Origin of the sequence: Amycolatopsis sp. MtRt-6 (assembly GCF_017308975.1) — a bacterium.
GTDB lineage: Bacteria > Actinomycetota > Actinomycetes > Mycobacteriales > Pseudonocardiaceae > Amycolatopsis.
Genome location: NZ_JADWPD010000049.1, coordinates 1 through 19,988, shown reverse-complemented (window position 1 = coordinate 19,988; position 19,988 = coordinate 1). Strand labels below are relative to the sequence as shown.

At 72.8% G+C, this 19,988-nt stretch carries 17 protein-coding genes; 4 read left to right on the top strand and 13 right to left on the bottom strand.

What is annotated here, in order from left to right; translation table 11 throughout:
* Positions 1–27: 27 nt before the first annotated feature.
* Positions 28–822 carry a carbon-nitrogen hydrolase family protein gene (locus I4Q55_RS46630; protein WP_206797297.1) on the top strand — a complete coding sequence of 265 codons (795 nt, stop codon included), beginning with the start codon at positions 28–30 and terminating at the stop codon, positions 820–822.
* 98 nt (positions 823–920) lie between these two features.
* On the opposite strand, the gene I4Q55_RS46625 is transcribed toward I4Q55_RS46630, so the two are convergent.
* The 3 genes from I4Q55_RS46625 to eccB are packed head-to-tail and all read right to left on the bottom strand — an operon-like array spanning position 921 to position 3,675.
* Positions 921–1,550: a response regulator transcription factor gene (locus I4Q55_RS46625; RefSeq protein WP_206797296.1), complete on the bottom strand. Its 630-nt coding sequence runs from the start codon at positions 1,548–1,550 to the stop codon at positions 921–923.
* Positions 1,547–2,242 (bottom strand): response regulator transcription factor, encoded by a 696-nt coding sequence (locus tag I4Q55_RS46620; protein WP_242547959.1) that lies wholly within the window; start codon positions 2,240–2,242, stop codon positions 1,547–1,549. The genes I4Q55_RS46625 and I4Q55_RS46620 overlap by 4 nt, the downstream gene beginning before the upstream one ends.
* An 11-nt stretch (positions 2,243–2,253) precedes the next feature.
* Entirely contained in the window at positions 2,254–3,675 is a 1,422-nt protein-coding gene (eccB, locus tag I4Q55_RS46615) for a type VII secretion protein EccB (RefSeq protein ID WP_206797294.1), read from the bottom strand.
* Between the two features lie 141 nt (positions 3,676–3,816).
* Between eccB and I4Q55_RS46610 the strand changes: the two genes are divergently transcribed.
* Positions 3,817–4,857 carry a type VII secretion protein EccE gene (locus I4Q55_RS46610; protein WP_206797293.1) on the top strand — a complete coding sequence of 347 codons (1,041 nt, stop codon included), beginning with the start codon at positions 3,817–3,819 and terminating at the stop codon, positions 4,855–4,857.
* Position 4,858: 1 nt separating this feature from the next.
* Here I4Q55_RS46610 and I4Q55_RS46605 read toward each other — a convergent pair whose 3' ends face one another.
* A complete protein-coding gene (locus I4Q55_RS46605) occupies positions 4,859–6,124 on the bottom strand; it encodes a glycoside hydrolase family 30 beta sandwich domain-containing protein (protein ID WP_206797291.1) in 1,266 nt (421 codons plus the stop codon).
* A gap of 127 nt (positions 6,125–6,251) precedes the next feature.
* Here I4Q55_RS46605 and I4Q55_RS46600 point away from each other — a divergent pair, with 127 nt between their 5' ends.
* A complete protein-coding gene (locus I4Q55_RS46600) occupies positions 6,252–6,815 on the top strand; it encodes a dihydrofolate reductase family protein (RefSeq protein ID WP_206797290.1) in 564 nt (187 codons plus the stop codon).
* A 6-nt stretch (positions 6,816–6,821) separates the two neighbouring features.
* On the opposite strand, the gene eccD is transcribed toward I4Q55_RS46600, so the two are convergent.
* The 6 genes from eccD to I4Q55_RS46570 are packed head-to-tail and all read right to left on the bottom strand — an operon-like array spanning position 6,822 to position 12,173.
* Positions 6,822–8,192 carry a type VII secretion integral membrane protein EccD gene (gene eccD / locus I4Q55_RS46595; protein WP_206797289.1) on the bottom strand — a complete coding sequence of 457 codons (1,371 nt, stop codon included), beginning with the start codon at positions 8,190–8,192 and terminating at the stop codon, positions 6,822–6,824.
* Positions 8,192–8,512, bottom strand: coding sequence for a YbaB/EbfC family nucleoid-associated protein (locus tag I4Q55_RS46590; RefSeq protein ID WP_004558471.1), 321 nt, complete (start codon positions 8,510–8,512; stop codon positions 8,192–8,194). Before I4Q55_RS46590 ends, eccD begins: the two co-directional genes overlap by 1 nt.
* Positions 8,509–8,979 (bottom strand): hypothetical protein, encoded by a 471-nt coding sequence (locus I4Q55_RS46585; protein ID WP_206797288.1) that lies wholly within the window; start codon positions 8,977–8,979, stop codon positions 8,509–8,511. Before I4Q55_RS46585 ends, I4Q55_RS46590 begins: the two co-directional genes overlap by 4 nt.
* A complete protein-coding gene (locus I4Q55_RS46580; protein ID WP_206797287.1) occupies positions 8,979–10,334 on the bottom strand; it encodes a WXG100 family type VII secretion target in 1,356 nt (451 codons plus the stop codon). The genes I4Q55_RS46585 and I4Q55_RS46580 overlap by 1 nt, the downstream gene beginning before the upstream one ends.
* A gap of 3 nt (positions 10,335–10,337) precedes the next feature.
* A complete protein-coding gene (locus I4Q55_RS46575) occupies positions 10,338–11,354 on the bottom strand; it encodes a WXG100 family type VII secretion target (RefSeq protein ID WP_206797284.1) in 1,017 nt (338 codons plus the stop codon).
* Between the two features lie 48 nt (positions 11,355–11,402).
* Entirely contained in the window at positions 11,403–12,173 is a 771-nt protein-coding gene (locus I4Q55_RS46570) for a WXG100 family type VII secretion target (RefSeq protein ID WP_206797283.1), read from the bottom strand.
* Between the two features lie 144 nt (positions 12,174–12,317).
* Between I4Q55_RS46570 and eccCa the strand changes: the two genes are divergently transcribed.
* Positions 12,318–16,247 (top strand): type VII secretion protein EccCa, encoded by a 3,930-nt coding sequence (gene eccCa, locus I4Q55_RS46565; protein ID WP_206797282.1) that lies wholly within the window; start codon positions 12,318–12,320, stop codon positions 16,245–16,247.
* Positions 16,248–16,346: 99 nt separating this feature from the next.
* On the opposite strand, the gene I4Q55_RS46560 is transcribed toward eccCa, so the two are convergent.
* The 3 genes from I4Q55_RS46560 to I4Q55_RS46550 all read right to left on the bottom strand — a co-directional run.
* Positions 16,347–16,823 carry a septum formation family protein gene (locus I4Q55_RS46560; RefSeq protein ID WP_242547958.1) on the bottom strand — a complete coding sequence of 159 codons (477 nt, stop codon included), beginning with the start codon at positions 16,821–16,823 and terminating at the stop codon, positions 16,347–16,349.
* Between the two features lie 12 nt (positions 16,824–16,835).
* The gene (locus I4Q55_RS46555; protein WP_206797281.1) at positions 16,836–17,588 is read right to left on the bottom strand and encodes a hypothetical protein; all 753 of its coding nucleotides are present in this window, start codon (positions 17,586–17,588) and stop codon (positions 16,836–16,838) included.
* Positions 17,585–19,988: polymorphic toxin type 17 domain-containing protein (locus I4Q55_RS46550; RefSeq protein WP_242547957.1), on the bottom strand; the 2,404-nt coding region annotated here is incomplete at its 5' end. The genes I4Q55_RS46550 and I4Q55_RS46555, both read right to left, overlap by 4 nt.

Below are 19,988 nucleotides of genomic sequence, written 5' to 3'. Positions count from 1 at the left end.
GCCGATCCCAGCATGCAGGAGGCAGCGGTGGCGCGAATCGCGTTGTGCCAGGTCAACTCGGGTGACGATCCGGAGGCGAACCTGAAGCTCGTTCGCGAAGGCGTCGAAGCCGCGGCGGCGGACGGCGCGCGGATCGTCGTGTTCCCGGAGGCGGCGATGGCGCGGTTCGGGCGGCCGCTGGAACCGGTCGCGGAGCCGCTCGACGGCGGGTGGGCGTCGGCGGTGGCCGCCATCGCCGCGGAGCACGACGTGGTGGTGGTCGCCGGCATGTTCACCCCGGCGGACGCGGGTCGCGTGCGCAACACGCTGCTGATCACCGGCGGCGGGCACCACCGCGGCTACGACAAGATCCACCTCTACGACGCGTTCGGGTTCGCCGAGTCCGACACGGTGGCGCCGGGTACCACGCCGATGACGTTCGAGCTGGACGGCGTCGTCCACGGCGTCGCGACCTGCTACGACGTGCGGTTCCCGGAGCTGTTCCGCGCACTGGCCGACGACGGCGCCGACGTCGTGCTGCTGCCGGCGTCCTGGGGCGCCGGCGAGGGCAAGCGCGAGCAGTGGGAGGTCCTGGTGCGGGCGCGGGCGCTGGACTCGGGCTGCTGGGTGCTGGCCTGCGGCCAGGCCGACCCCGCGGCGACGGGCGTCACGGTCAACCCGAAGGCGCCGACGGGGATCGGGTATTCGCTGGTCGCGGACGGCTTCGGCCGGGTCGTCGCCCAAGCCGGAGCGGCGCCGGAGAGGCTGCTGGTGGACGTGGATCCGGCGGTGTCGGCCAAGGCCCGCGCCGCCACGGGGGCCCTGGCCAACCGGCGCCTCTAGCGCCCCAATGTGGCCTTGGTTGCGTCCAACGCACCCAAGGCGGCCTTCGGTGCGTTCAACGCACCGAAGGCCACATTGGGGCGCTTGGGGCCGGGGCGCTAGCGGAGCAGGCCTTCGCGGATGGCGACGCGCACGAAGCCCGCGCGTCGCCGTTCGCCGGTCTTGTCGCGGATGCGGTCCAGGTACGACCGGACCGTGCGGACGCTGATGTTCAGGATCTCCGCGACGTCGACGTCCCGCTCCCCCGCCGCCACCAGGCGGAGCACCTGCTTTTCCCGCTCCGACAACACGATCTTCGGGCCCGCGTGCCGTTCCTCGCTGTCCTGGATGATCATCCCGGCCAGGGTCGGTGACACGTACGCGTTGTCGTCGGCGATCGTGCGGATCGCGCGCAGCAGCTCGTCACTGTCGACGTCCTTGGACAGGAAGCCCTTCGCGCCCGCCTGCATCGCGCCGAGGACCTCCGGCTGTTCCGCGTGCGCGGACACCACCAGCACCTTGTGCCCCATCTGCCCCACTTCCAGGACCGCGGCCGCGTCCTGGACACCGCGCAGCTTGAGGTCGAGGACGACGACGCTGCCCGCCGGCTGGTCCTGCACCGCGAACCGGGCCACCGAGTCCGCCACCGCGCCCAGCTCGATGTCCGGTGCCTCGGTCAGCACGCGGGTCAGCGCGTACCGGTAGAGCGGGTGGTCCTCGATCACGCCGACGGAGATGCGCCCGCTCATTTGCGGCCGCCGCGCCGGGGACCGGCCTCGCCGATCAGGCCACGCCGGATGGCCTCCTTGACCAGGCCCGGCCGCCGCCGTTCCCCCGTCTTGTCGCGGATGCGGTCCAGGTAGCCGCGGACCGTCCGGACGCCGATGCCGAGGATCAGCGCGATGTCGACGTCCCGCTCCCCCGCCGCCACCAGCCGCAGCACCTGCTCCTCGCGCGGGGACAGCTCGGCTTCGGCGCCCACGGCGGGCCGGTCGGCGTTGTCCTTCATGATCATCCCGGCGACCACAGCCGAGACGTACGCGCCGCCGCCGGCCACCGTCTTGATCGCGATCAGCAGCTCGTCGGCGTCGACGTCCTTCGACAGGAACCCGCGCGCCCCCGCCGCGATCGCTCCCAGCACGACCTCCGGTTCCGCCTGCGCGGAAACCACGAGCACGTGGTGCCCGAGCTCGCACACCTCCAGCACGGCCGCCGCCCCCGCGACGCCCGGCAGGCCCAGGTCGAGCAGGACCACGCTGCCCGGCGGCTGCCGGTGCACGTGGAACCGGGCGACCGAATCGACGACCGCGCCCAGCTCGACGAAGTCGGCTTCGGCCAGCACGCGTTCGACGGAGACGCGGTACAGCGGGTGGTCTTCGATGACCGCGACCCGGACCCGCCCCTGGCCCAGTTCACCCTCGGTCGGACGCTCTTCTGTCATGTGCACGACTTTCACCCCGTTCCACCCGACGGAGCCGGCCGCCCGGCCGTGGCCGGGTCCAGCGCGGGGCCCGTCGGCACCAATGCCAGCAAACTACCTGCGACCGGCGGTGCGGCTACGCCTCCATAGCCGAGCGAGGCCAAGGCCTGCGCGTTCACCACCGGGTACTTCCGGCCCGTGTCGGTCACGAGGTACGTGGTGACCGAACCGGCTTCGACGACGACGGCTCCCCCCGAGGGAGGCACGAACACCTCGTCCGCCACCCTTGCTTCGGTCCGGGTGGCGACCTGGATTGCCTGGGCACCAACGGGAAGCGGAAATTCGGCCGAAACGAGCAACCGGCTGCCCTGAACGCACAGCGCCACGGAGTTCCCGGTGATCGGCGCCTTGCCCGGGATGCGGTCCGGGTAGGCGGCCGGATCGGCACCGCCGGCCCGCGACGCGCCGACCTTCGCGACCGCGGCGACGTCGGCGGCGCGGACCTCCACCGGCGCGGGCGGCCCGGGGTAGGCGGCGGCGTTGGCCTCCGTCGTCACCAGCAGGCTCGCCTCGGTCTGCCCGACCGGCTCCAGGCCATCCCGGCGGACCAGGTAGTACGACGCGGCGGTGCCCGGCGCGGCCAGCGCGTCGACGACGGCGAGGACTTCGCCGACGCGGGTGCCGCGGCCCCCCACCGCGGGCCCCGGGTCACCGGCGCCGTCGACCGGCAGCGCGGTGAGGTCGCGCCCGGCCGGGACGGTGTCGAGCCACCGCGACGACACCGCGATCGCCGGGTAGCTGTCGAACTGCAGCGCGGTCGCGGCTTCGTCGCTCAGCCGGTAGCGGCGGCCGCCGGCGAGCAGGAACCGTTCCCCCTGCGGCAGCCGCGCGATCACACCCTGGTCCCGCGGCAGCTCGACGCCGGAGGCGGGCGCGGCCAGCAGGACGGCGGTGCGCGGCTCGGCCGACGCGGGCGCGTCCCGGGTGGTCCGGCTGCAGCTCGTCCACGGCGTCGTCACGAGCGCGGTCTTCAGCGGAAGGGAATCCGGGGCGCCGGGAATGCCGATCTGGTTGCCACGGCCCGCCTTGCCGAGGTTGGCCGGCGAGACGGTCACGGTCGCGTCGCCGGTGCCGCCGGCCAGCAGCCGCGCGGACGCGTAGTTGAGCACCGGGTGCAGCACACCGTCGGCGCCGAGCACGAACCGCGCGCCGGTCCCTTCTTCGACGATCACCTTGCCGCCGGCCAGCCAGTCCTTGCCACCGGAGGGGTTCAGCAGGCCGATGATGCCGAAGACGGCGGTGATCAGCAGGGCGGCCACGACGCCGAGGACGGTGCCGAGCACGAGCCGCCGGCTCGGCGAGACGGGGTGGTTGGCGTCGGCGGCGACGAGCGCGGAAACGAGCCTGCGGCGGAGGAACTGGTACGCCTGGATCTGGTCCCGCTGCGTCCACACGCTGCTGTGCCCCCGGCTGTGTGCGTCGACCCTCCGAGCAGCCGATGCTAGGCACCGGATCAGGGGGCGGCGAGGGTAATTTTTACGCCCACGCGGTATCCGGGCAGGCAGTAGCGTCGAGGGCCGGGGAAAGGGGAGCCCGTGTCCGTCGATACCGCTGTCCGCCCGGCACCGTCTCGGCCCGCGTCGGCGCCGCTGCCGTGGCTGCTGCCGATCCGGCCGCTGCAGGCCGCGCTGTGGGAGATCGCCGCGATCGCCGTGCTGCTCGCGTGGCTCGTCGACGGCGTCACGCAGCCGGCGCGGATCGGCGTGAGCGTGGCCGCGGGGTTGGTGGTGCTGCTGACGTCGGTGCGCTTCGCGGGCCGGCACCTGGCGGGCTGGGCGCTGACGTGGACGGGCTTCCGGTTGCGCCGTCACGACACCCGCCGCGACAGCCCGGACCCGCTGCACTGCGTGGCCGGGCCGGTGAAGGTCCGCCAGCACGTCGACCGCGCGGGCAACCGCTTCGGCGTCGCGGAGATCGACGGCGGCTGGAGCGCACTGGTGCGGCTGACGCCCGGGCCGGGCGCGCCGGGACCGATAGTGGACGCCCTGCACGCGGCCTACCGGCGGACGGACATCCCGTTGGCGTCGGCCCAGTTGCTGACATGGGCGATCCCGCGCGGCGACCAGGTGCTGAGGGTGCGCTGGCTGGCGGTCCGCTACCGCCCGGACGAGGCCCCGATAGCCGCACTGGCCCGCGGCGGCGGCGACCTCGGCGCACTGCGGAGCACGGCATCGGCGGCGTTGAGCCTGATGGGCACACTGGCCGAGGCCGGCTACCAGAGCACGGTCCTGGAGGCCGGCGAGCTGGCCAAGGAGCTGCGGGTGGCACTGGGCGTCCAAGGGCCGCCTTCCGGCGCTCCCGACCGGTGGAAGTCGTGGACGTGGGGAACAGCGGCCCAGGCGTGCTTCCGCCCACGGTCACCGCGGGTACTGGACCTGGCGGTCCCGGGCGCGGTGTTCACGGCGACGTCGTACACGCTGACGAGGACCCCGGGCGGCAAGGAGAAGGCGGAGGTGACGATCCGGGTGGGGGCACGGGCGGGTGCGCCGGTTCCCGTGCCTCCCTCGGTGATCCCGCTGCACGGCCGCCACGGCGCCGGCGTGCGCCGCACCCTCCCCCTCGCCCTGGACGGCTGATTCAGTTCACGACGAACGTCCGAATGCTGCGCGCAGGCAGCTGAGCGTTGAACGCTCCATTCGAGACGGTGACGTCGGTGGAGCGCGCGAGCGTCGCACCAGCACTGGTCACCCAGGTCGGGGCGGTCGCGGAACCGGTGCCCCGGATCGTGACCGCGAGGTCGGCCGCCGCGGTGTTCTTGTTGACGGCAACAAGAACAACCCGAGCCCCGCTCTTGAACGCCGAGACATAAACATTGGCCTGCGGGTTCGCGGTAGCGGTGACCCGTTGATAACCAGGCCGGACCCACTTGGCGAAGTGCGCCATGCAGGCCCCCCGCTTGCTGATCTGCCCATCCTCGCGCATCGGCCCGTACGACCGGCGGATGTACCACCACACATAGGTCTGGAACCGGCCGTCCACCAACGCGCGGTGGATGTGCTCGCCGACGTCGAGCGCCTGCGGCCACAGGTCGGCCGAATCGGTGCTGTTGGGGTGGTACACCTCCGTCATCCACAGCTCCTTGCCGCCGCCCTTCTGCTGGAAGAGCGGGTAGGGCAGGCTCCCGGACGGGGTGCCGTAGAGGTGCGCGCCGAGAATGTCCACATTGGCCAGTGCAACAGGGTCGTTGAGGATCGGGTCGGACATGTTCTTGCGGTACTGGAACGACTCGGGCGCGATGACGCGGGTGGTGAGCGAGCCGGCGTTCTCGCGCAGGAACCGGACGATCTCGGCGGCCGTCCACGCTGTCCAGTCGTGCGCGTAGTCCGGCTCGTTCTGGACCGAGATGCCGTACAGGTTCACGCCGTTGCCCGCCATGAACGCGGTGAAGTCGTTCAGGTGCTGGGCATAGGCGCCGTAGGAACCGTACTTCAGCCGCTTGCCGCCGGAGAAGCTTTCGGTCATCGAGGCAGGCGGGTTCCACGGCGAGGCGATGACCTTGGCCCCGAGCTCGCTCGCCCGCCGGGCCGTGGCGACCTCGCGGCTCCAGTTGGCGCGGTTCTCGTGGACGGGGATGCGCAGCACGGTGAACCCCAGCTGGTTCGCGCCGTTGCCGAACGCCGTCTCACGCTGGGCGGCGGTGAGGTCGCTGATCCAGGCGGTGTGGTTCATCCCGCCGAAGCCCAGGATCGTCTGCTGCACGTTCGACGGCTCGACGACCACGGTGGTGGCCGCCGCGGCCGGTGTTCCCACCGCCAGCACCGGCAGTGCGGCGCCCGCCGCCAGCACGGTCCGCCGGCTCAGCGGCCATCCCGCGTTCTCGGACCGGTCTCGACGTGGTGTCATGGCATCTCCCTGGAGTCGACTGGCGAACAGCCTGGGAGCGCTCCCGAACGAGTCTTAACAGTGTCCTTGTGGCACAGTCAAGTAACTTTCAGTCGAAACCATCGACGGTACGGAAAGGCCTGGCACCATGCGGAAACTGGTCTACGGCATGAACCTGTCCCTGGACGGCTACATCGCCGCGCCGGACGGCGACATCGCCTGGAGCGTGCGCAGCGACGAGCTGTTCCAGTGGTGGCTGGACCGGGAGCGGGCCATCGGCCTGTTCCTGTACGGGCGAAAGCTGTGGGAGACCATGAGCGCCTACTGGCCGACCGGCGACCGGCAGCCGGACGCCACCCCGGCGCAGGCCGAGTTCGCGCGGAACTGGCGGGACACGCCGAAGGTGGTGTTCTCCTCGACGATCGGCGAGGCCGGCTGGAACACCCGGGTGGTCACCGGTGACGCGGTCGAGGAGATCACCCGGCTCAAGGCCGGGGACGGCGAGCCGATGCGGGTCGGCGGGGCGGCGCTCGGCGCCGCCGCCATGCGGGCCGGGCTGGTCGACGAGTACGAGATCGTCACCCATCCGGTGCTGGTGGGCGGCGGCACGCCGTTCTTCTCCGCGATGGCCGGCCAGGTGGACCTGGACCTGGTGGACACGCGGATGTTCCCCGGCGGGGTGCTGGCGACCAGGTACGAGACGAAGCGCTGAGCGCGGTCAGCCGCGAACGGCTTCGTACACCCCGGCGATCATGCCGACCACCGGCACCAGTGACAGCAGCACCAGGAACTCCGTCACGTCCAGCAGCCGTGACCAGTAGGGCGAACGCAGTCCGCGCGCCACCCGCGTCGCGTACACCAGGCAGACGACCGCCGCCAGGACGACCGCGCACCCGGCCGCGAACACCGCCGTGCGGTTGCCCGAGGCGACCAGCCACACCCCCGCGCACACCAGCGCCGGGACGCCGAAGCCCACCAGCACCAGCCGTTGCGCCCGGCCCGCGTACGAGCGCGACCGCAGGATCCACGCCAGGCCGAGCAAACCGGCCAGCCCGGCTTCCCACGGACCGCCGGAAGCGAGCACCACCGCACCGGCCAGCACCACCAGACCCAGCGCCACCAGCAGTCCCGTCAGGACCGCCTGCGCCCGGGACGTCCGGCCGATCATCTCCGTGCCCAGCGACGGCTGTTCGTCCGCGCGGAACGCCGCCATGTCGTCCGGCACCCGGGGCAGCGGCAGCCGGGCCAGGCGCAACGCCAGCATCGGGGCCACCGCCGCCAATGCCGTAGCCAGCACTGCCACCACCGCCGCGGCCGAAGCAGCGGAGACGCCGGCCAGGAGCACGACCCCGGTCGTCACCGCGCCGAAGCCCGCCGCGCCCGTGATCGCCACGAACCACGGCAGGCGATCCGCCACCGAGACCGCCGCCAGCACGCCGTACACCGTCACCGCCGCGAAGCCCGCGGCCAGCGGTCCTGCCGACAGGGAAAACAGCGGATGCGGTGGCAGCACCGACATCCCGGCCAGCAGCGCCACGCCGACGCCGGCCAGCGAACCGGCCGCGCCCGCCTCGGCGTCGCCGTACGCGCGGCTCAGCGCGCCGCCGCCGAGCAGCAGCACCAACGCCAGCAGCCCCGTCCCGATCGGGGCCAGGACGCTGCCCGACGCCGCCGCCTGCACCAGCAAGCCGCCCGCCAGCAGCAGCACGACCGCCGCGACCAGCCCGGACCGCCGGGCCACCGCGGGGCCCCAGCCGCCGGAGGTGTCGGCGACACCGGCGATCGAGTCGACGACGTCGTCGAACAGCAGCGGACCCCGCGGGCGCTCCCGCGGGGTCAGGTGCAGCACTTCGCCGTCCCGGATCTGGGCGGCGGCGACGCTCAGGCCCAGCGCCAGTGGCGCGCCGCCCAGCCTCGACAGCACCCAGCCGGGGTGCTCGGCCGACGCCTGCCCGGAGGCGCCGGCCAGCCGCACGAGCTGCGGCACCAGCTCGGCGAACGTCGACTGCTGGGGCAGGGCGACGTCGACGCGGGCCCGCGGCGTGACCACCGTGACCCGGCGGGTCGTCCCGGTCAAAGACGCCGTCATCAGACGTCTTTCGCGGCCGCGATGACCGGCGCGAACTTGGCGCTCGAGGCCTCGGCGAGCTTCTGCAGCCCGGCGTTCACCGCCTCCAGGACGATCTCCGAGAGGTTGCGGGCGTCGTACTCGCGGATCGCGCGGGGGTCGATGTCGATCGAGGTGAAGCGGCCGTCGCCGCGGAGGGTGACGGTGACCTCGTTCTGCCGCGAGTGCGCCTTGACCTCCATCGCCTCGACCGTGCGCTGGATCCGCTGGACCTCTTCGGTCTGCTTGCGCACCTGGGCGAGGAGCTCGTCCATGTCGGGCACCGCGTACGGATCGGTCACTGTTGCTTCCCTTCGTGCTGGCGGACGTGGACGCTCGCCACGAACCGCTGGAATCCGGGTGCGAGCCGCCGGGCGGTCGCGGGCGCGGCCGTGCAGACGAGCTCCAGCACCAGCCGCTCCACCGGCGTGGCGCCGGGGACCGTCAGGTGCACCTGGGTCTGGATCAGCTCGGTGCCTTCGCCGGTGCGCAGGCGCAGCAGCTGCGTGACGGCGGGGGCGGCCGGGTCGCCGACATCGCGGCGGCTCAGCAGCTCGATCCCGGCCAGCGTCCGCGAAAGCCGTTCGACGGCTTCGTCGGCGATGGCGTCGAGAGTCGTGTCGTCCGGCCGCTGCTGCACGCTCACGGTGATGTTCGGGACGAACTCGCCCGGTGCGGCGTCGTGCACGGCGACGAACACCGCGCCCGAGCCGCCCGGGTCGACGGCGGTCCAGCCGTCCGGGATCACGAAGTCGAGGGGAAGCGTCATCACAGCCCCACGTACGCGACGGCGTCGTCCCAAGCGGAGCCGACGGCGTCGGCCGCGTCCGAAGCCGCGTGGCTGACCGCGTCGACGGCCGCGCCGCCGTACTCGCCGATCGTGTGGCCGAGCTTCGGCAGGTCGATGTCGATCTTCGCGCCGACACCCAGGCCGAGGCCGAGCGCCGCGCCCGCCTTGAAGCTGACCTTGAGGTGCCCGGCGTCGTAGACTGCCTGGGCGTCGAGCTGCGCGCCGAGCCCGTACTGCAGCGTGCCGTTCGCGCCGACGCCGATGCCGGCGACGTCCGCGGCGACCTCGCCCTCGACCTTCCCGCCCACGAAAGCGTTCGCGTGCGCGCCGACGCCGTGCGCGCCGATCGTGCCGGACGCGCTGACCTCGCCGCCGGCGAACACCGTGCCCTTGGCGTGCGCTTCGGCGACGCCCCACGCCTTCTTGGCCTCGGCTTCGCCGTGCAGCGCCGCGAGTTCCGCGTGCCCGGCCGCGGAGGCGTCCCAGCCCTTCGACGTGATCTTGCCGTCGTAGCCCGGGGACCAGCCGTCCTGCTCGTGCTGGAACTTGTAGTAAGTGATTTCGGTGTTGCGGGCGAGCTTTTCCTTGACGCCTTCGGGTTCCGGCTGCCCGAACGGCGTGTCGGCCTTCTTCGGCGCGCGGGTGCCTTCGAGGCCGTCCCAGGTGAGCTTCTTCCAGCCGGAGTTGCCGAACCACGAGGGCACGGTCCGCGGCCGCTTCCGGCCGTCCATGGGCTCGCCGTTGAGCCAGTGCAGCGGGCCGCGCGCCCACTTGCCGAGCTCGTGCTCGAGCCGTCCGACGCCTTCGGGCGGGAACAGCTCGGCGAGCGCGTCGGAGAACTCGTCGACCACCTGGCGGGCCGCCGCGACGCTCTGTTCGCCGAGCTGCCGCGCGGCCTGGATGAACGCCCCCACCGCGGCGGAGTTCACCGCGCGGGCCTGGGCGGTCAGCTGGGCGGCGTACTGGTCGAACTGGGCGAGCACCGAGGCGACGGCGGCCTCGGCGGACTGCACGAGCCGCGCCGCTGTGGCGAGCCGATTCGCCTGGTCGCCGAGCTTCGCGGCGGTGTCCGCGAGTTCGTTGCCGAGTTCGGCGGAGGCCGTCGCGAACGCCGTGTAGGCGTCGCCGTCCCAGTCCGCGTGCAGGGTCTTCGCGGACTCGTCGATTTCCCGCGCCCGGCCCGAAACGGCCGCCGCCCGGCCGGCGACTCGCCGCGAGGCCGCGGTCAGCGCGCCGGGATCGCCGGTGACGCAGCGTTGGCACTCGACGAGCACGCGCCGGTACCCGGACAGCACGGAGCTGACCACGCCGGACGCGTCCACCGCCCCGCCCATCGGCTAGTTCCCGGCCGCGTCGTAGTCGACGTGCTGGCTGAAGTGCTTGCCGTTGTAGTCCATGCTGATGTCGAGGTCGAAGTCCTGGCCACCCGGAGCCTCCACAGTGGACTCGCCGGTGGTCAGGTTGGTCCGGATGACGACCTCGTCCGCGTGCCCGGCCGCCGGGGCGGGCAGGGGCGCCGGAGCGGGCGCCGGGGCCGGGATCGACGGCGTCGTCGCCGGGCGGTCGATGGGGATCCAGCTGTTCGCCGGGGTGGCGGCACCGCTGGAACCGCCGCCGGTGGCGAGCGCGGGCGGGGTGTAGTCAGTGAACGAGGGCTGCTGCGGGATCCCCCCGCCGCTCCCGCCCGCCACCGCCTGCTGCCCCGACGGGCTCGCCACCGGCGGCGGGGTCTGCGGCGCGGTGACCGGGGTGTTCCCGATCGACGGCGTCGTCGCGCCCGAGCTGCCGGAGCCGTGGTGGAAGAGCTTCTCGATCTGGCCGATGACCTGCGCGAGCGTGGTGACCTGCTGGGCGAGATCGACCGCGCCGAGCGCCTTGAGCAGCGCGCCGATCGCGGTGATGAACGCCCGCAGCGACGCGCTCGTCGCGGTCGACAAAGCGACCGCGGCCCCGTAGGTCCACCAGTTCGACATCAGCGCGGCGACCGTCGGGTTCACCGCGGCGACGACCGCGCGGTAGGCCTCCTGCGCGGTCTTGATCAGCGTGCCGGAGACGCCGAGCAGCTCGGCGCCCTTCTGGACGACGGTGATGATCTTCGTCAGCTGCTCGAGGGAGTCGTTGATCTTCTTCAGCGCCGACTCGCTCGCCGCCCCCGACCAGATCTTGCCGAGCTGGTCGGCGGCCTTGGTCAGGTCGTTGTACATCGAGAGGAACTGCTCGGCCTTTCTGACCAGGTCCACCACGTGCTTCGCGATCTGTTCCGGCTGGCCGGTGACGATCTGCGGCAGGATGGTGATCGGCCCGCCCGAGGACGCGGTCGCGTCCATCGCGCTGGAGTTCGGGAAAGTCAGCATCGGTCCTCACAGAGTCCTTGAGTGCGACGGAGTTCGAGGGGCGGACGATCAGACGACGGAGGCGGGCCGGTAGACGCTGACCTTCGCCAGCCCGCCGGTGCGGGCGTCGAGCAGCCCGTGGTTGTAGAGGCGGCCACCGTCGCCGGCGACGCCGATGACCGGCTCGCGGTCGGAGAACAGCAGCGGCTCGACGACCACGACGTCACCGCTGTGCACGCCGCCGGGCACGTCGGAGAAGGTGCGCGCGGTGCCGGCGTAGACCTCGATCAGCCCGACGCGCGCCTGGTTGTCGGCGTCGCCGGCGAGCCAGTCGTTGAAGTCGGCGACGCCGTGGAAGCGCGTGTCGGTGATCGGGTGGTCGCCGAGCCTGCCCAGCCGCGCGTCCCCCAGGTAGCGCAGCACGTTCCCGACCGACGACGGCTCGCCGTGGGCGCCCGCGCTGTCGTTGATGGCCAGCGTGGCGAGCTCGGAGGCGTGCGAGCTGCCCCAGATCGACGCCGCGGTGCCGCTCGGCGCGTGCCCGCCGCCGTAACCGGAGGCGACGTCCTGGTCGGCCGCCTGGTAGGCGTCGGCGCTGGCCTTGACGAGCCCGTTGACCTGCTGGAGCAGCTGCAGCAGCGTGCGGACGGCGGTGATCTGGCTGGAGTGCAGGGCCGCGTTCGCGGCGGCGACCGCGCTGCCGAACGTCGCGAACGACATCGGCTGCACGACGAGCCGTTCGAGGTCGGCCACGGCGTTGATGCCGTGGGCGATGATGCCCCCGACGTTGCCCACGGCGGAGCGCATCGCCTCGGGCTCAGCCCGGTACTCGCCGGCCATGGGTCTCCTTCCGGGGTGGCTTGCCGATCCCGAGCGTAAGTTCGGCCCCGGAAGCGGGCGGACGGCAAAAGTACCCACCGTGCGCGCGCGGCAAGTGGCCAAAATACCGGTCAGAGCCGCCCCGATCCGCTGGAGCATTGCCGCATGAGCCTCTCGCCCGAGCGTCCGTCCGAGATCGTGCTGCAGTCGCCGCCGATGCTCCCGAAGGGCTCGTCCGGCGGGATGATGCAGCTGATGATGTTCCTGCCGATGATGCTCGGCATGGGTGCGATGTCGTTCGTCTACATCGGACGCGACGGCGGCGTGATGACGTGGATCTTCGGCGCGCTCTTCATCTGTGCCATGGGCGGCATGGTCGTGATGTCGCTGGGCCGCGGCGGGATGGCGAAGAAGGCGCAGATCAACGACGAACGCCGCGACTACCAGCGGTACCTCTCCGGGCTCCGCACCCAGGTCCGCGACATCGCCGACGGCCAGCGCGCGGCCATGATCGCCGTCCAGCCCGACCCGGCCGACCTGTGGGCCTACGTCGAGACCGGCAAGCTGTGGGACCGGCGGCGGGCCGAGCCGCAGTTCGCGCAGGTGCGCGCGGGCACCGGGCCACAGCGGCTCGCGACGCCGCTGAAGGCGCCGCAGACCGTGCCGCTGGAGGACCTGGACCCGGTGTCGTCGACCAGCCTCAAGCACTTCATCCGCACCTACTCGACGGTGGACGGCCTGCCGGTCGCGCTGTCGCTGCGGTCGTTCGCCGCCGTCACCGTGGCCGGACGGCGGCCCGACGTGCTCGGCCTGGTCCGGGCGCTGCTGTGCCAGCTCGTCACCTTCCACTCCCCCGCGGACCTGCGGATCGCGGTCTGCGTGTCGCCGGACCGGCAGCACGACTGGGAATGGCTCAAGTGGCTGCCGCACGCGACGGCGGCCGGCGCGGCCGACGCCGTCGGCGCGAAACGGCTCGCCGCGGACACCGCGGCCGGGCTCGCCGAGCTGCTGGGCGCCGACCTGGGCGAACGCCCCGCGTTCAGCAGGCGCGCGGCGGCCGAACTCGACCTGCCCCACCTCGTGGTCGTCGTCGACGGCGGGACCGCCCACGGCGAGCCCCGGCTGATCGGCGAGGACGGCAGGCTCGGCGTCACCGTCATCGAGGCCGGGCCGGAGCACCCGCGGGCGTCATCGACCGAGAAGCTGCTGAGCCTGCACACCGCGCCGGAGTCGCTCGGCATGGTCGTCAGCGACGGCGGCGAGTCGCGGCTCGGCTTCCTCGGCCGCCCGGACACCCTCGACCGCGGCGCCGCGGAGGCGCTGGCGCGGATGCTGACGCCGCTGCACACCGCCGCCGCGGTCGTCGGCGAGAAACCGATGTCCACCACGTTCGGGCTGGCCGGGCTGCTCGGCATCGGCGACCCGCGCGACACCGACACGACGGTGACCTGGGCCCCGCGCGCGGCCCGCGACCGGCTGCGGATCCCGCTGGGTGTCAACCCGGAAGGCCGCCCGGTCGAGCTGGACCTCAAGGAGTCGGCCGAAGGCGGGATGGGCCCGCACGGGCTGGTCATCGGCGCGACCGGGTCCGGCAAGAGCGAGCTGCTGCGGACGCTGGTGACGGCGCTGGCCGTGACGCACTCGTCGGAGACGCTCAACCTGGCGCTCATCGACTTCAAGGGCGGCGCGACCTTCGCCGGGATGACGGGGCTGCCGCACACGTGCGCCGTCATCACCAACCTGTCCGACGACCTCGCGCTGGTCGACCGGATGGCGGATGCGTTGAACGGCGAGCTGCTGCGGCGCCAGGAACTGCTGCACGCGGCCGGGAACTACGCGTCGGTGCGGGACTACGAGAAGGCCCGCGCGGACGGCGCGCCGCTCGAACCGCTGCCGTCGCTGCTGGTGATCATCGACGAGTTCAGCGAGCTGCTGTCCTCGCGCCCGGAGTTCATCGACCTGTTCGTCGCGATCGGCCGGCTCGGGCGCTCGCTGGGGATTCACCTGCTGCTGGCGTCGCAGCGGCTGGAGGAGGGCCGGCTGCGCGGGCTCGACTCGCACCTGTCGTACCGGATCGGGCTGCGGACGTTCTCCGCCGCGGAAAGCCGCGCGGTGCTGGGGGTCGCGGACGCCTACCACCTGCCGCCGGTGCCGGGGTCGGCGTACCTGAAGTCCGACACCGAGACCCTGGTCCGGCTCAAGGCGGCCTACGTCTCCGGGGAGCTGCCGCCGCGGAGCACGGTCGTGCGCGAGGACGGCCAGGAGCTGGGTGTCCTGCCGTTTTCCCTGGCCCCGGCGGAAATCCCGGTGACGACGGAAATCTCCCCGGCGCCTTCGGAGGAGGGCGGCACCGGCGAAACGATCATCGGCGCGATGCTGTCACGCCTGGCGGGCCGCGGCCCGGCCGCGCACCAGATCTGGCTGCCGCCGCTGAACGAACCGCCGACGCTGGACCAGCTGCTGCCCCCGCTCGGCGAGGACGCGGCGCGCGGCCTGTGCCCGCTCGGCTGGGGCGGCAACGGGAAGCTGACGATCCCGGTGGCGCTGGTGGACAAGCCGTTCGAGCAGCGCCGCGACCTGCTGTGGGCCGACTTCTCCGGTGCCGCGGGGCACGCGCTGATCGTCGGCGCGCCGCAGAGCGGGAAGTCGACGCTGATGAAGGACATCGCGGGCATGCTCGCGCTGACGCACACGCCGGCCGAAGTCCAGTTGTTCGTACTGGACATGGGTGGCGGCGCGCTGGCGCCGATCGCCGGCCTGCCGCACGTGTCGGGTTACGCGACCCGACGGGACGCGCAGCGCTGCCGCCGGGTCGTCGCCGAGCTGACGACGTTGCTGGAGCAGCGCGAGGAGTTCTTCGCGGCACAGGGGATCGAGTCGATGGCGGCGTTCCGCGCCCGCCGCGGCGAGTACACGGAGAGCACGGACGAGCGCGAGTTCGGCGACGTGTTCCTGTTCGTGGACAACTGGACCACGATCCGCCAGGAGTACGAGCAGCTGGAAGAGCAGATCACCGGGCTGGCGGCGCGCGGGCTCGGCTTCGGCATCCACGTGATCGTCTCGCTCAACCAGTGGATCGGCGTCCGCGCCCAGCTGCGCGACGCGATCGGCACCCGGTTCGAGCTGCGCCTGGGCGACCCGATGGATTCGTCGATCGACCGCAAGGTGGCGGCCAACGTCCCGGCCGACCGCCCGGGCCGCGGCATCACGGCGGAGAAACTCCACTTCCTGGCGGCCCTGCCCCGCATCGACACCGACCAGCGCCCGGAGACGGTCGGCGCGGGCGGCGTCGACCTGGTGCGCCGGATTTCGGAGGCGTGGCAGGGGCCGCGTGCCCCGCAGGTCCGGCTGCTGCCACCCGAGGTGCCGTTGGACACGCTGCCTGCTGCTCCTTCGCGGCAGGTCACCTTGGGCATCGCGGAATCGACGTTGCGCCCGGTGCACCTGGACTTCGCGGCGGACCCGCACTTCGTGGCGTTCGGCGACGTGGAGTCGGGCAAGTCGTCGCTGCTGCGAGCGATCGCCACGGGGATCACGTCGGCGTACACGCCGGAGGAGGCGGCGATCATCGTGGCGGATTACCGGCGGGGTCTGCTGGGCGCGGTGGCCGAGCCGCACCTGCTGGGCTACGCGGGGGCCGAGGGCAAGCTGACGGACCTGATCGCGGAGTGCGCCCAGGCGATGCGGAACCGCCTGCCGGGGCCATCGGTGACACCGGATCAGCTGCGCAACAGGTCCTGGTGGCGCGGACCGGAGCTGTTCGTGCTGGTGGACGACTACGAGCTGGTGGCGACGGTCGGGCGGAACCCGTTGCAACCGTTGCTGGAGTTCCTGCCGCAGGCCCGGGACATCGGCCTGCACTTGATCATCGTGCGTGGTTCCGGTGGGGCGGGAAGGGCGTTGTTCGAGCCGGTGCTCCAGCGGCTGCGGGAGCTGGGCTCACCGGGGTTGATCATGTCGGGGACGAAGGACGAAGGGGCGTTGCTGGCGGACGTGAAGCCGTCACCGCAGCCGCCGGGGCGGGGGACGCTGGTGTCGCGGCGGCACGGGACCGGGCTGGTCCAGGTGGCGTGGACGAAACCGGCGGAGTCCTGAGTTCGGGGAGTGGCTTCGACCGGGTCGACGTTTCCGTTCCCGACGTCGTGGACAGGCACAGCGCCCAACAGTCGTAGTCGGCCGGCAGCCTGAGCGTCTTCATCGCACGGGCCCGGTCTTCTCCGCGGCGAAGTGGTAGTAACAGACCGCCCGGTGCTTGCCCCCGGCCCAGCTCGCCGACGTCGGCGTCATGACCTGCACGCGGACGCCGGGTATCGAGCCGGCGCCGGCTTCGCAGCGGGCCAGGGTGTTCCGGTAGAGCTCGAGGATGTCCGGCATCGGCCCCTCCCCCAGCGGGAGCACTTCGAAGGCCTCACCGGTGTGCCCCGCCGCGCACGGCCTCCGGAACACGTCGGCCTCCCCCGAGGCGGCCGGCGCCCAGAAGCAGTCGCCGACGGCGAGGTCGAGACCGTGCGCCACCCCCTCGGGCAGCCGTTCCCCGGCGGGACCACCAGCCCCGCAGACGACGAGCACGAGCCCCCGCTGCCGCCGTTTCCGGATCCGCGAGATCGCCACGGCACCGCACACCGGCGCAAGGAGCCCGCCGAGCAGGCCGAACACCTGAGCGGCGGACATCCCGTCCAGGTCTCAATCCTCGTAGAGCGGATCGTCCTCGACCCGCACCGCCACTGATTCGAGGTGGCCACCCGGGACGGCGTCCAGCCGGTCGGCGAGCATCCCGGCCACCCGCCGCTGCCCCGCCTCGGCGTCCTCGCCGTCGAGCGCGGGGAAGGCCGAGAGCAGCGCGATCTCGCAGTACTCCGCCGCCGAGCCGGCCGCCCGCGCCGAAACGATCTGGACCGTCGACGCCCGCGTTGCTTCGGCGACCGGCCGGTACCGCTCGAGCGCCTGCCCCGGGTCGGCCACCGGGACCCGCAGGTGTACCCGCGAAACGAGGTCCGAGTCCGCCCGGGGGGTGAAGTCGGGGCGGGTCACGTAGGTCGCGACCCGCGTTTCGCCGCCCCCGGGTACGGCCAGCAGCCCGTAGACGACGTAGCCGTCGGACTCCTGCTCGCCGAACGGCAGGTCGGCGTAGCCGCCCGCGTCCGGGTCACCGTGGACTTCGAGGGCGGCGAGGTCGAGGCGGTACTCGAGGGCCACCGGCAGCACCGCTCGCCGCAACGCCTCGCCGGTGGTCTCCGCCTCGGCCACGGGACAGGAAAGGAAGAGGGAAACGGTGAAGCCCTTCCGGCCGCCTTCCGGGTCGGCGCGCCGGATCTCCAGCGCCGAGGCCCCGAACTTCCCGGCCAGCGACGCGGACACACCGGCCGCCGTGGCGAATTCCTCGGTTTCGACGCCGATCAGGATATTCGCCACGACGTCCGATGTGGAAAACCTCATTTGTGCGTTACACGTCCTTCAGGCGAGATATTCGCGTGCCCTTGATCCTTGGCGAAGTAGTCCATCTTACCATCGCCATTTCTGATCTGGACGTCCCATTCGGACTTGTTCGGGTCCCACTTCCAGCCGTTGCCGTAGGCGTCCTCGTACATCCCGTTGCGCTTGGGCTTGGCCGGGTTGAAGTTCTTCGGCGGCACGAACCGGATCGGCCCCATCGTCGGCAGCCGGGCGTCCTTGAGGGCCCGGAGGTACTCCGGTCCCTTGCCGCTGAGGAACTTCTCCGCGTCCCGCTGCATGGCGTTCATCACGCCGAGCGCGCGGTTCGCGTGCTCGGGCGAGAGGCCCTTCAGGTTGTGCGCGACGTTCTCCAGGAATCCCGGCCGCCCCAGGTAGGGCGCGAGGTTCACGAACGCCTTTTCGATCCGGCGCGCGGCCTTGGCCAGGTCCGCTCCCGCGCCGAGCCCCGGGATGGCCCCGACGACCGACATCCCCACGCCGGCCCAGTCGCCGTTGAACAGGCTCATCAAGCCGGAGCCGACGTTGGTCACCGGCGTCGGGTCGAACATGCTCGCGATGTCGATCAGCAGGCCGGCGAGATCGGCGAGCGACATCCCGCCCTCGAGGACCATCTCCTCGGGCACGACCGGATCGGCCTCCCCCGTCGGTTCCTGGGGCACCGGCACCGGGTTTTCGCGCTGGGCCTTCGCCTCCGCGTCGCGCTTGTCCGCGTAGATCTTCAACGCGTCCGCCGCCGCCTGCGCGGCTTCGTCGGCCGATTTCTTGGCGGCGAGGGCCGAAGCACGGGCCTGGTCCGCCGAATCCTGCGCCTCGGCGGCGTAGACCCGGGCCCGCGCCGCGGACGACGACGCCTCGGCGGCCGACTGTTCGGCCGACCGCGCGGAGCTCTGTGCCGAGTTCGCCGCGTCACGGGCCTGCTGGGCCGAGCGCGCGGCCGCGTCCGCCGACTCCTGTGCCTCACGGGCGGACTGCGCGGCCCGCTCCGCGGCACCCTTGGCTTCCTCGGCCGCCCGCTTCGCCTGGTCGGCGAAGGCCTGCGCCTCGCCGGCGGCGTTGCGGGCCACCGCGGCCGCCCGCGCCGCCTCGGCGGCACTCGCCCGGGCTTCGGCCGCCAGCCGCGCCGCTTCCGCGACGTAGCGCCGGATCTGGGCGGCGTGGGTCGCCGCGTCGTGGTCGAGCCGCTGGGCCTTGTACTGCCCGACCTGGAGGAAGATCCGCAGGAACGACGGCGGCCCGGACAGGGCGACCTGCCCGGCGGCCTTGACGTTCGGTCCGCCGGTGCTGATGACCCGGCCCACGGCGATCCGGTCGTCGTGTTCGGCCGCCGCGTACTGCCCGGTGGCGAGGAACTGCTCGACGTCCGCGGGGGTGCCGTTCAGCGCCTGCTGCGCGGCGTCCTTCGTGGCGGGGCCGCCGGTGCTCATGATCTGGCCGACGCGAACCCGGTCGTCGGCCACCTTGCCGTCGTAGTACTGGGTGCGCAGGAACTCCCGGACACCGGGGTAGGCACCGAACAACGCGGTTTCGGCGGCGGTCTTCTTCGCCGCCTTGCCCGCCGAGTCCGCCAGGTACGCGACGCGCGCCCGGTCGTCCTGCTCGGCCGCGACCTGACGCTGGGTCCGCACGTACGACAGCACGTCGGCGTCCGCCCCGGCCAGTGCCGATTCCGCGGCCTCCTTCGTCCACGAACCACCGGTCTTGCGCAGCTGGATCGCGATCTTGCGCCCGTTCGCCACCTGGGTGGCGACCGGCGTGTCCGGCGCCCCGGCCTCGGCGATCAGCCGCTGGGTCTCCTGGTCCAGCCGGGCGGCCTCGGCCGCCTCCCACTCGGCGTCGGCTCTTCGCGTGTCATACACCTGTTTCGCCTGCTCGGCGGCGCCGATCGCCTCGGCGGTGTCGTTCGCGAGCCGGTCGGCCTCGCTCTGCCGGGCGGTCGCCTCGATCCGTTCGGCCTCGGTGGCCGCCGCCGTCGCGGCGTCAGCCGCGCGAAGTGACGCTTCGGCGTGCAGCGTGGCTTCCTTGGCCGCGTCCTGGGCCTGTCCGGCGTGCTTGGCCGCCTCTTCGGCGGCCGTCGCCGCGGCCTCCGCGTGCCCGGCCGCGGAACGGGCCGCCCGGGACGCCTCGGCCGCCGCGCTCGCCGCCTGGTTGGCGAACGACTCCGCGGCGTTCGCGGCGCGGTTGGCTTCCGCGGCCTTCCGCTTCGCCGTGGCTGCCGCGTTCCTGGCCCGCTGGGCTTCCGCGCCGGCGGAGCCGGCGTACCCGGCGGCTTCGCTCGCGGCGGCCGCGGCGGCGTCGGCGTTCGCGCCGGCGCTGCGGGCCGAACCGGCCGCGGACGCGGCGTTCACCGCGGCGGCACCGGCGGCGGTCGCCGCGTCGGCGGCG

Coding starts and splice junctions, on each gene's coding strand:
- I4Q55_RS46605 (WP_206797291.1), bottom strand. CDS start 6,124: ATGACACCACGTCGAGACCGGTCCGAGAACGCGGGATGGCCGCTGAGC.
- I4Q55_RS46555 (WP_206797281.1), bottom strand. CDS start 17,588: ATGAGGTTTTCCACATCGGACGTCGTGGCGAATATCCTGATCGGCGTC.
- I4Q55_RS46600 (WP_206797290.1), top strand. CDS start 6,252: ATGCGGAAACTGGTCTACGGCATGAACCTGTCCCTGGACGGCTACATC.
- I4Q55_RS46620 (WP_242547959.1), bottom strand. CDS start 2,242: ATGACAGAAGAGCGTCCGACCGAGGGTGAACTGGGCCAGGGGCGGGTC.
- I4Q55_RS46560 (WP_242547958.1), bottom strand. CDS start 16,823: ATGTCCGCCGCTCAGGTGTTCGGCCTGCTCGGCGGGCTCCTTGCGCCG.
- I4Q55_RS46625 (WP_206797296.1), bottom strand. CDS start 1,550: ATGAGCGGGCGCATCTCCGTCGGCGTGATCGAGGACCACCCGCTCTAC.
- I4Q55_RS46570 (WP_206797283.1), bottom strand. CDS start 12,173: ATGGCCGGCGAGTACCGGGCTGAGCCCGAGGCGATGCGCTCCGCCGTG.
- eccD (WP_206797289.1), bottom strand. CDS start 8,192: ATGACGGCGTCTTTGACCGGGACGACCCGCCGGGTCACGGTGGTCACG.
- I4Q55_RS46585 (WP_206797288.1), bottom strand. CDS start 8,979: ATGACGCTTCCCCTCGACTTCGTGATCCCGGACGGCTGGACCGCCGTC.
- eccCa (WP_206797282.1), top strand. CDS start 12,318: ATGAGCCTCTCGCCCGAGCGTCCGTCCGAGATCGTGCTGCAGTCGCCG.
- I4Q55_RS46580 (WP_206797287.1), bottom strand. CDS start 10,334: ATGGGCGGGGCGGTGGACGCGTCCGGCGTGGTCAGCTCCGTGCTGTCC.
- I4Q55_RS46575 (WP_206797284.1), bottom strand. CDS start 11,354: ATGCTGACTTTCCCGAACTCCAGCGCGATGGACGCGACCGCGTCCTCG.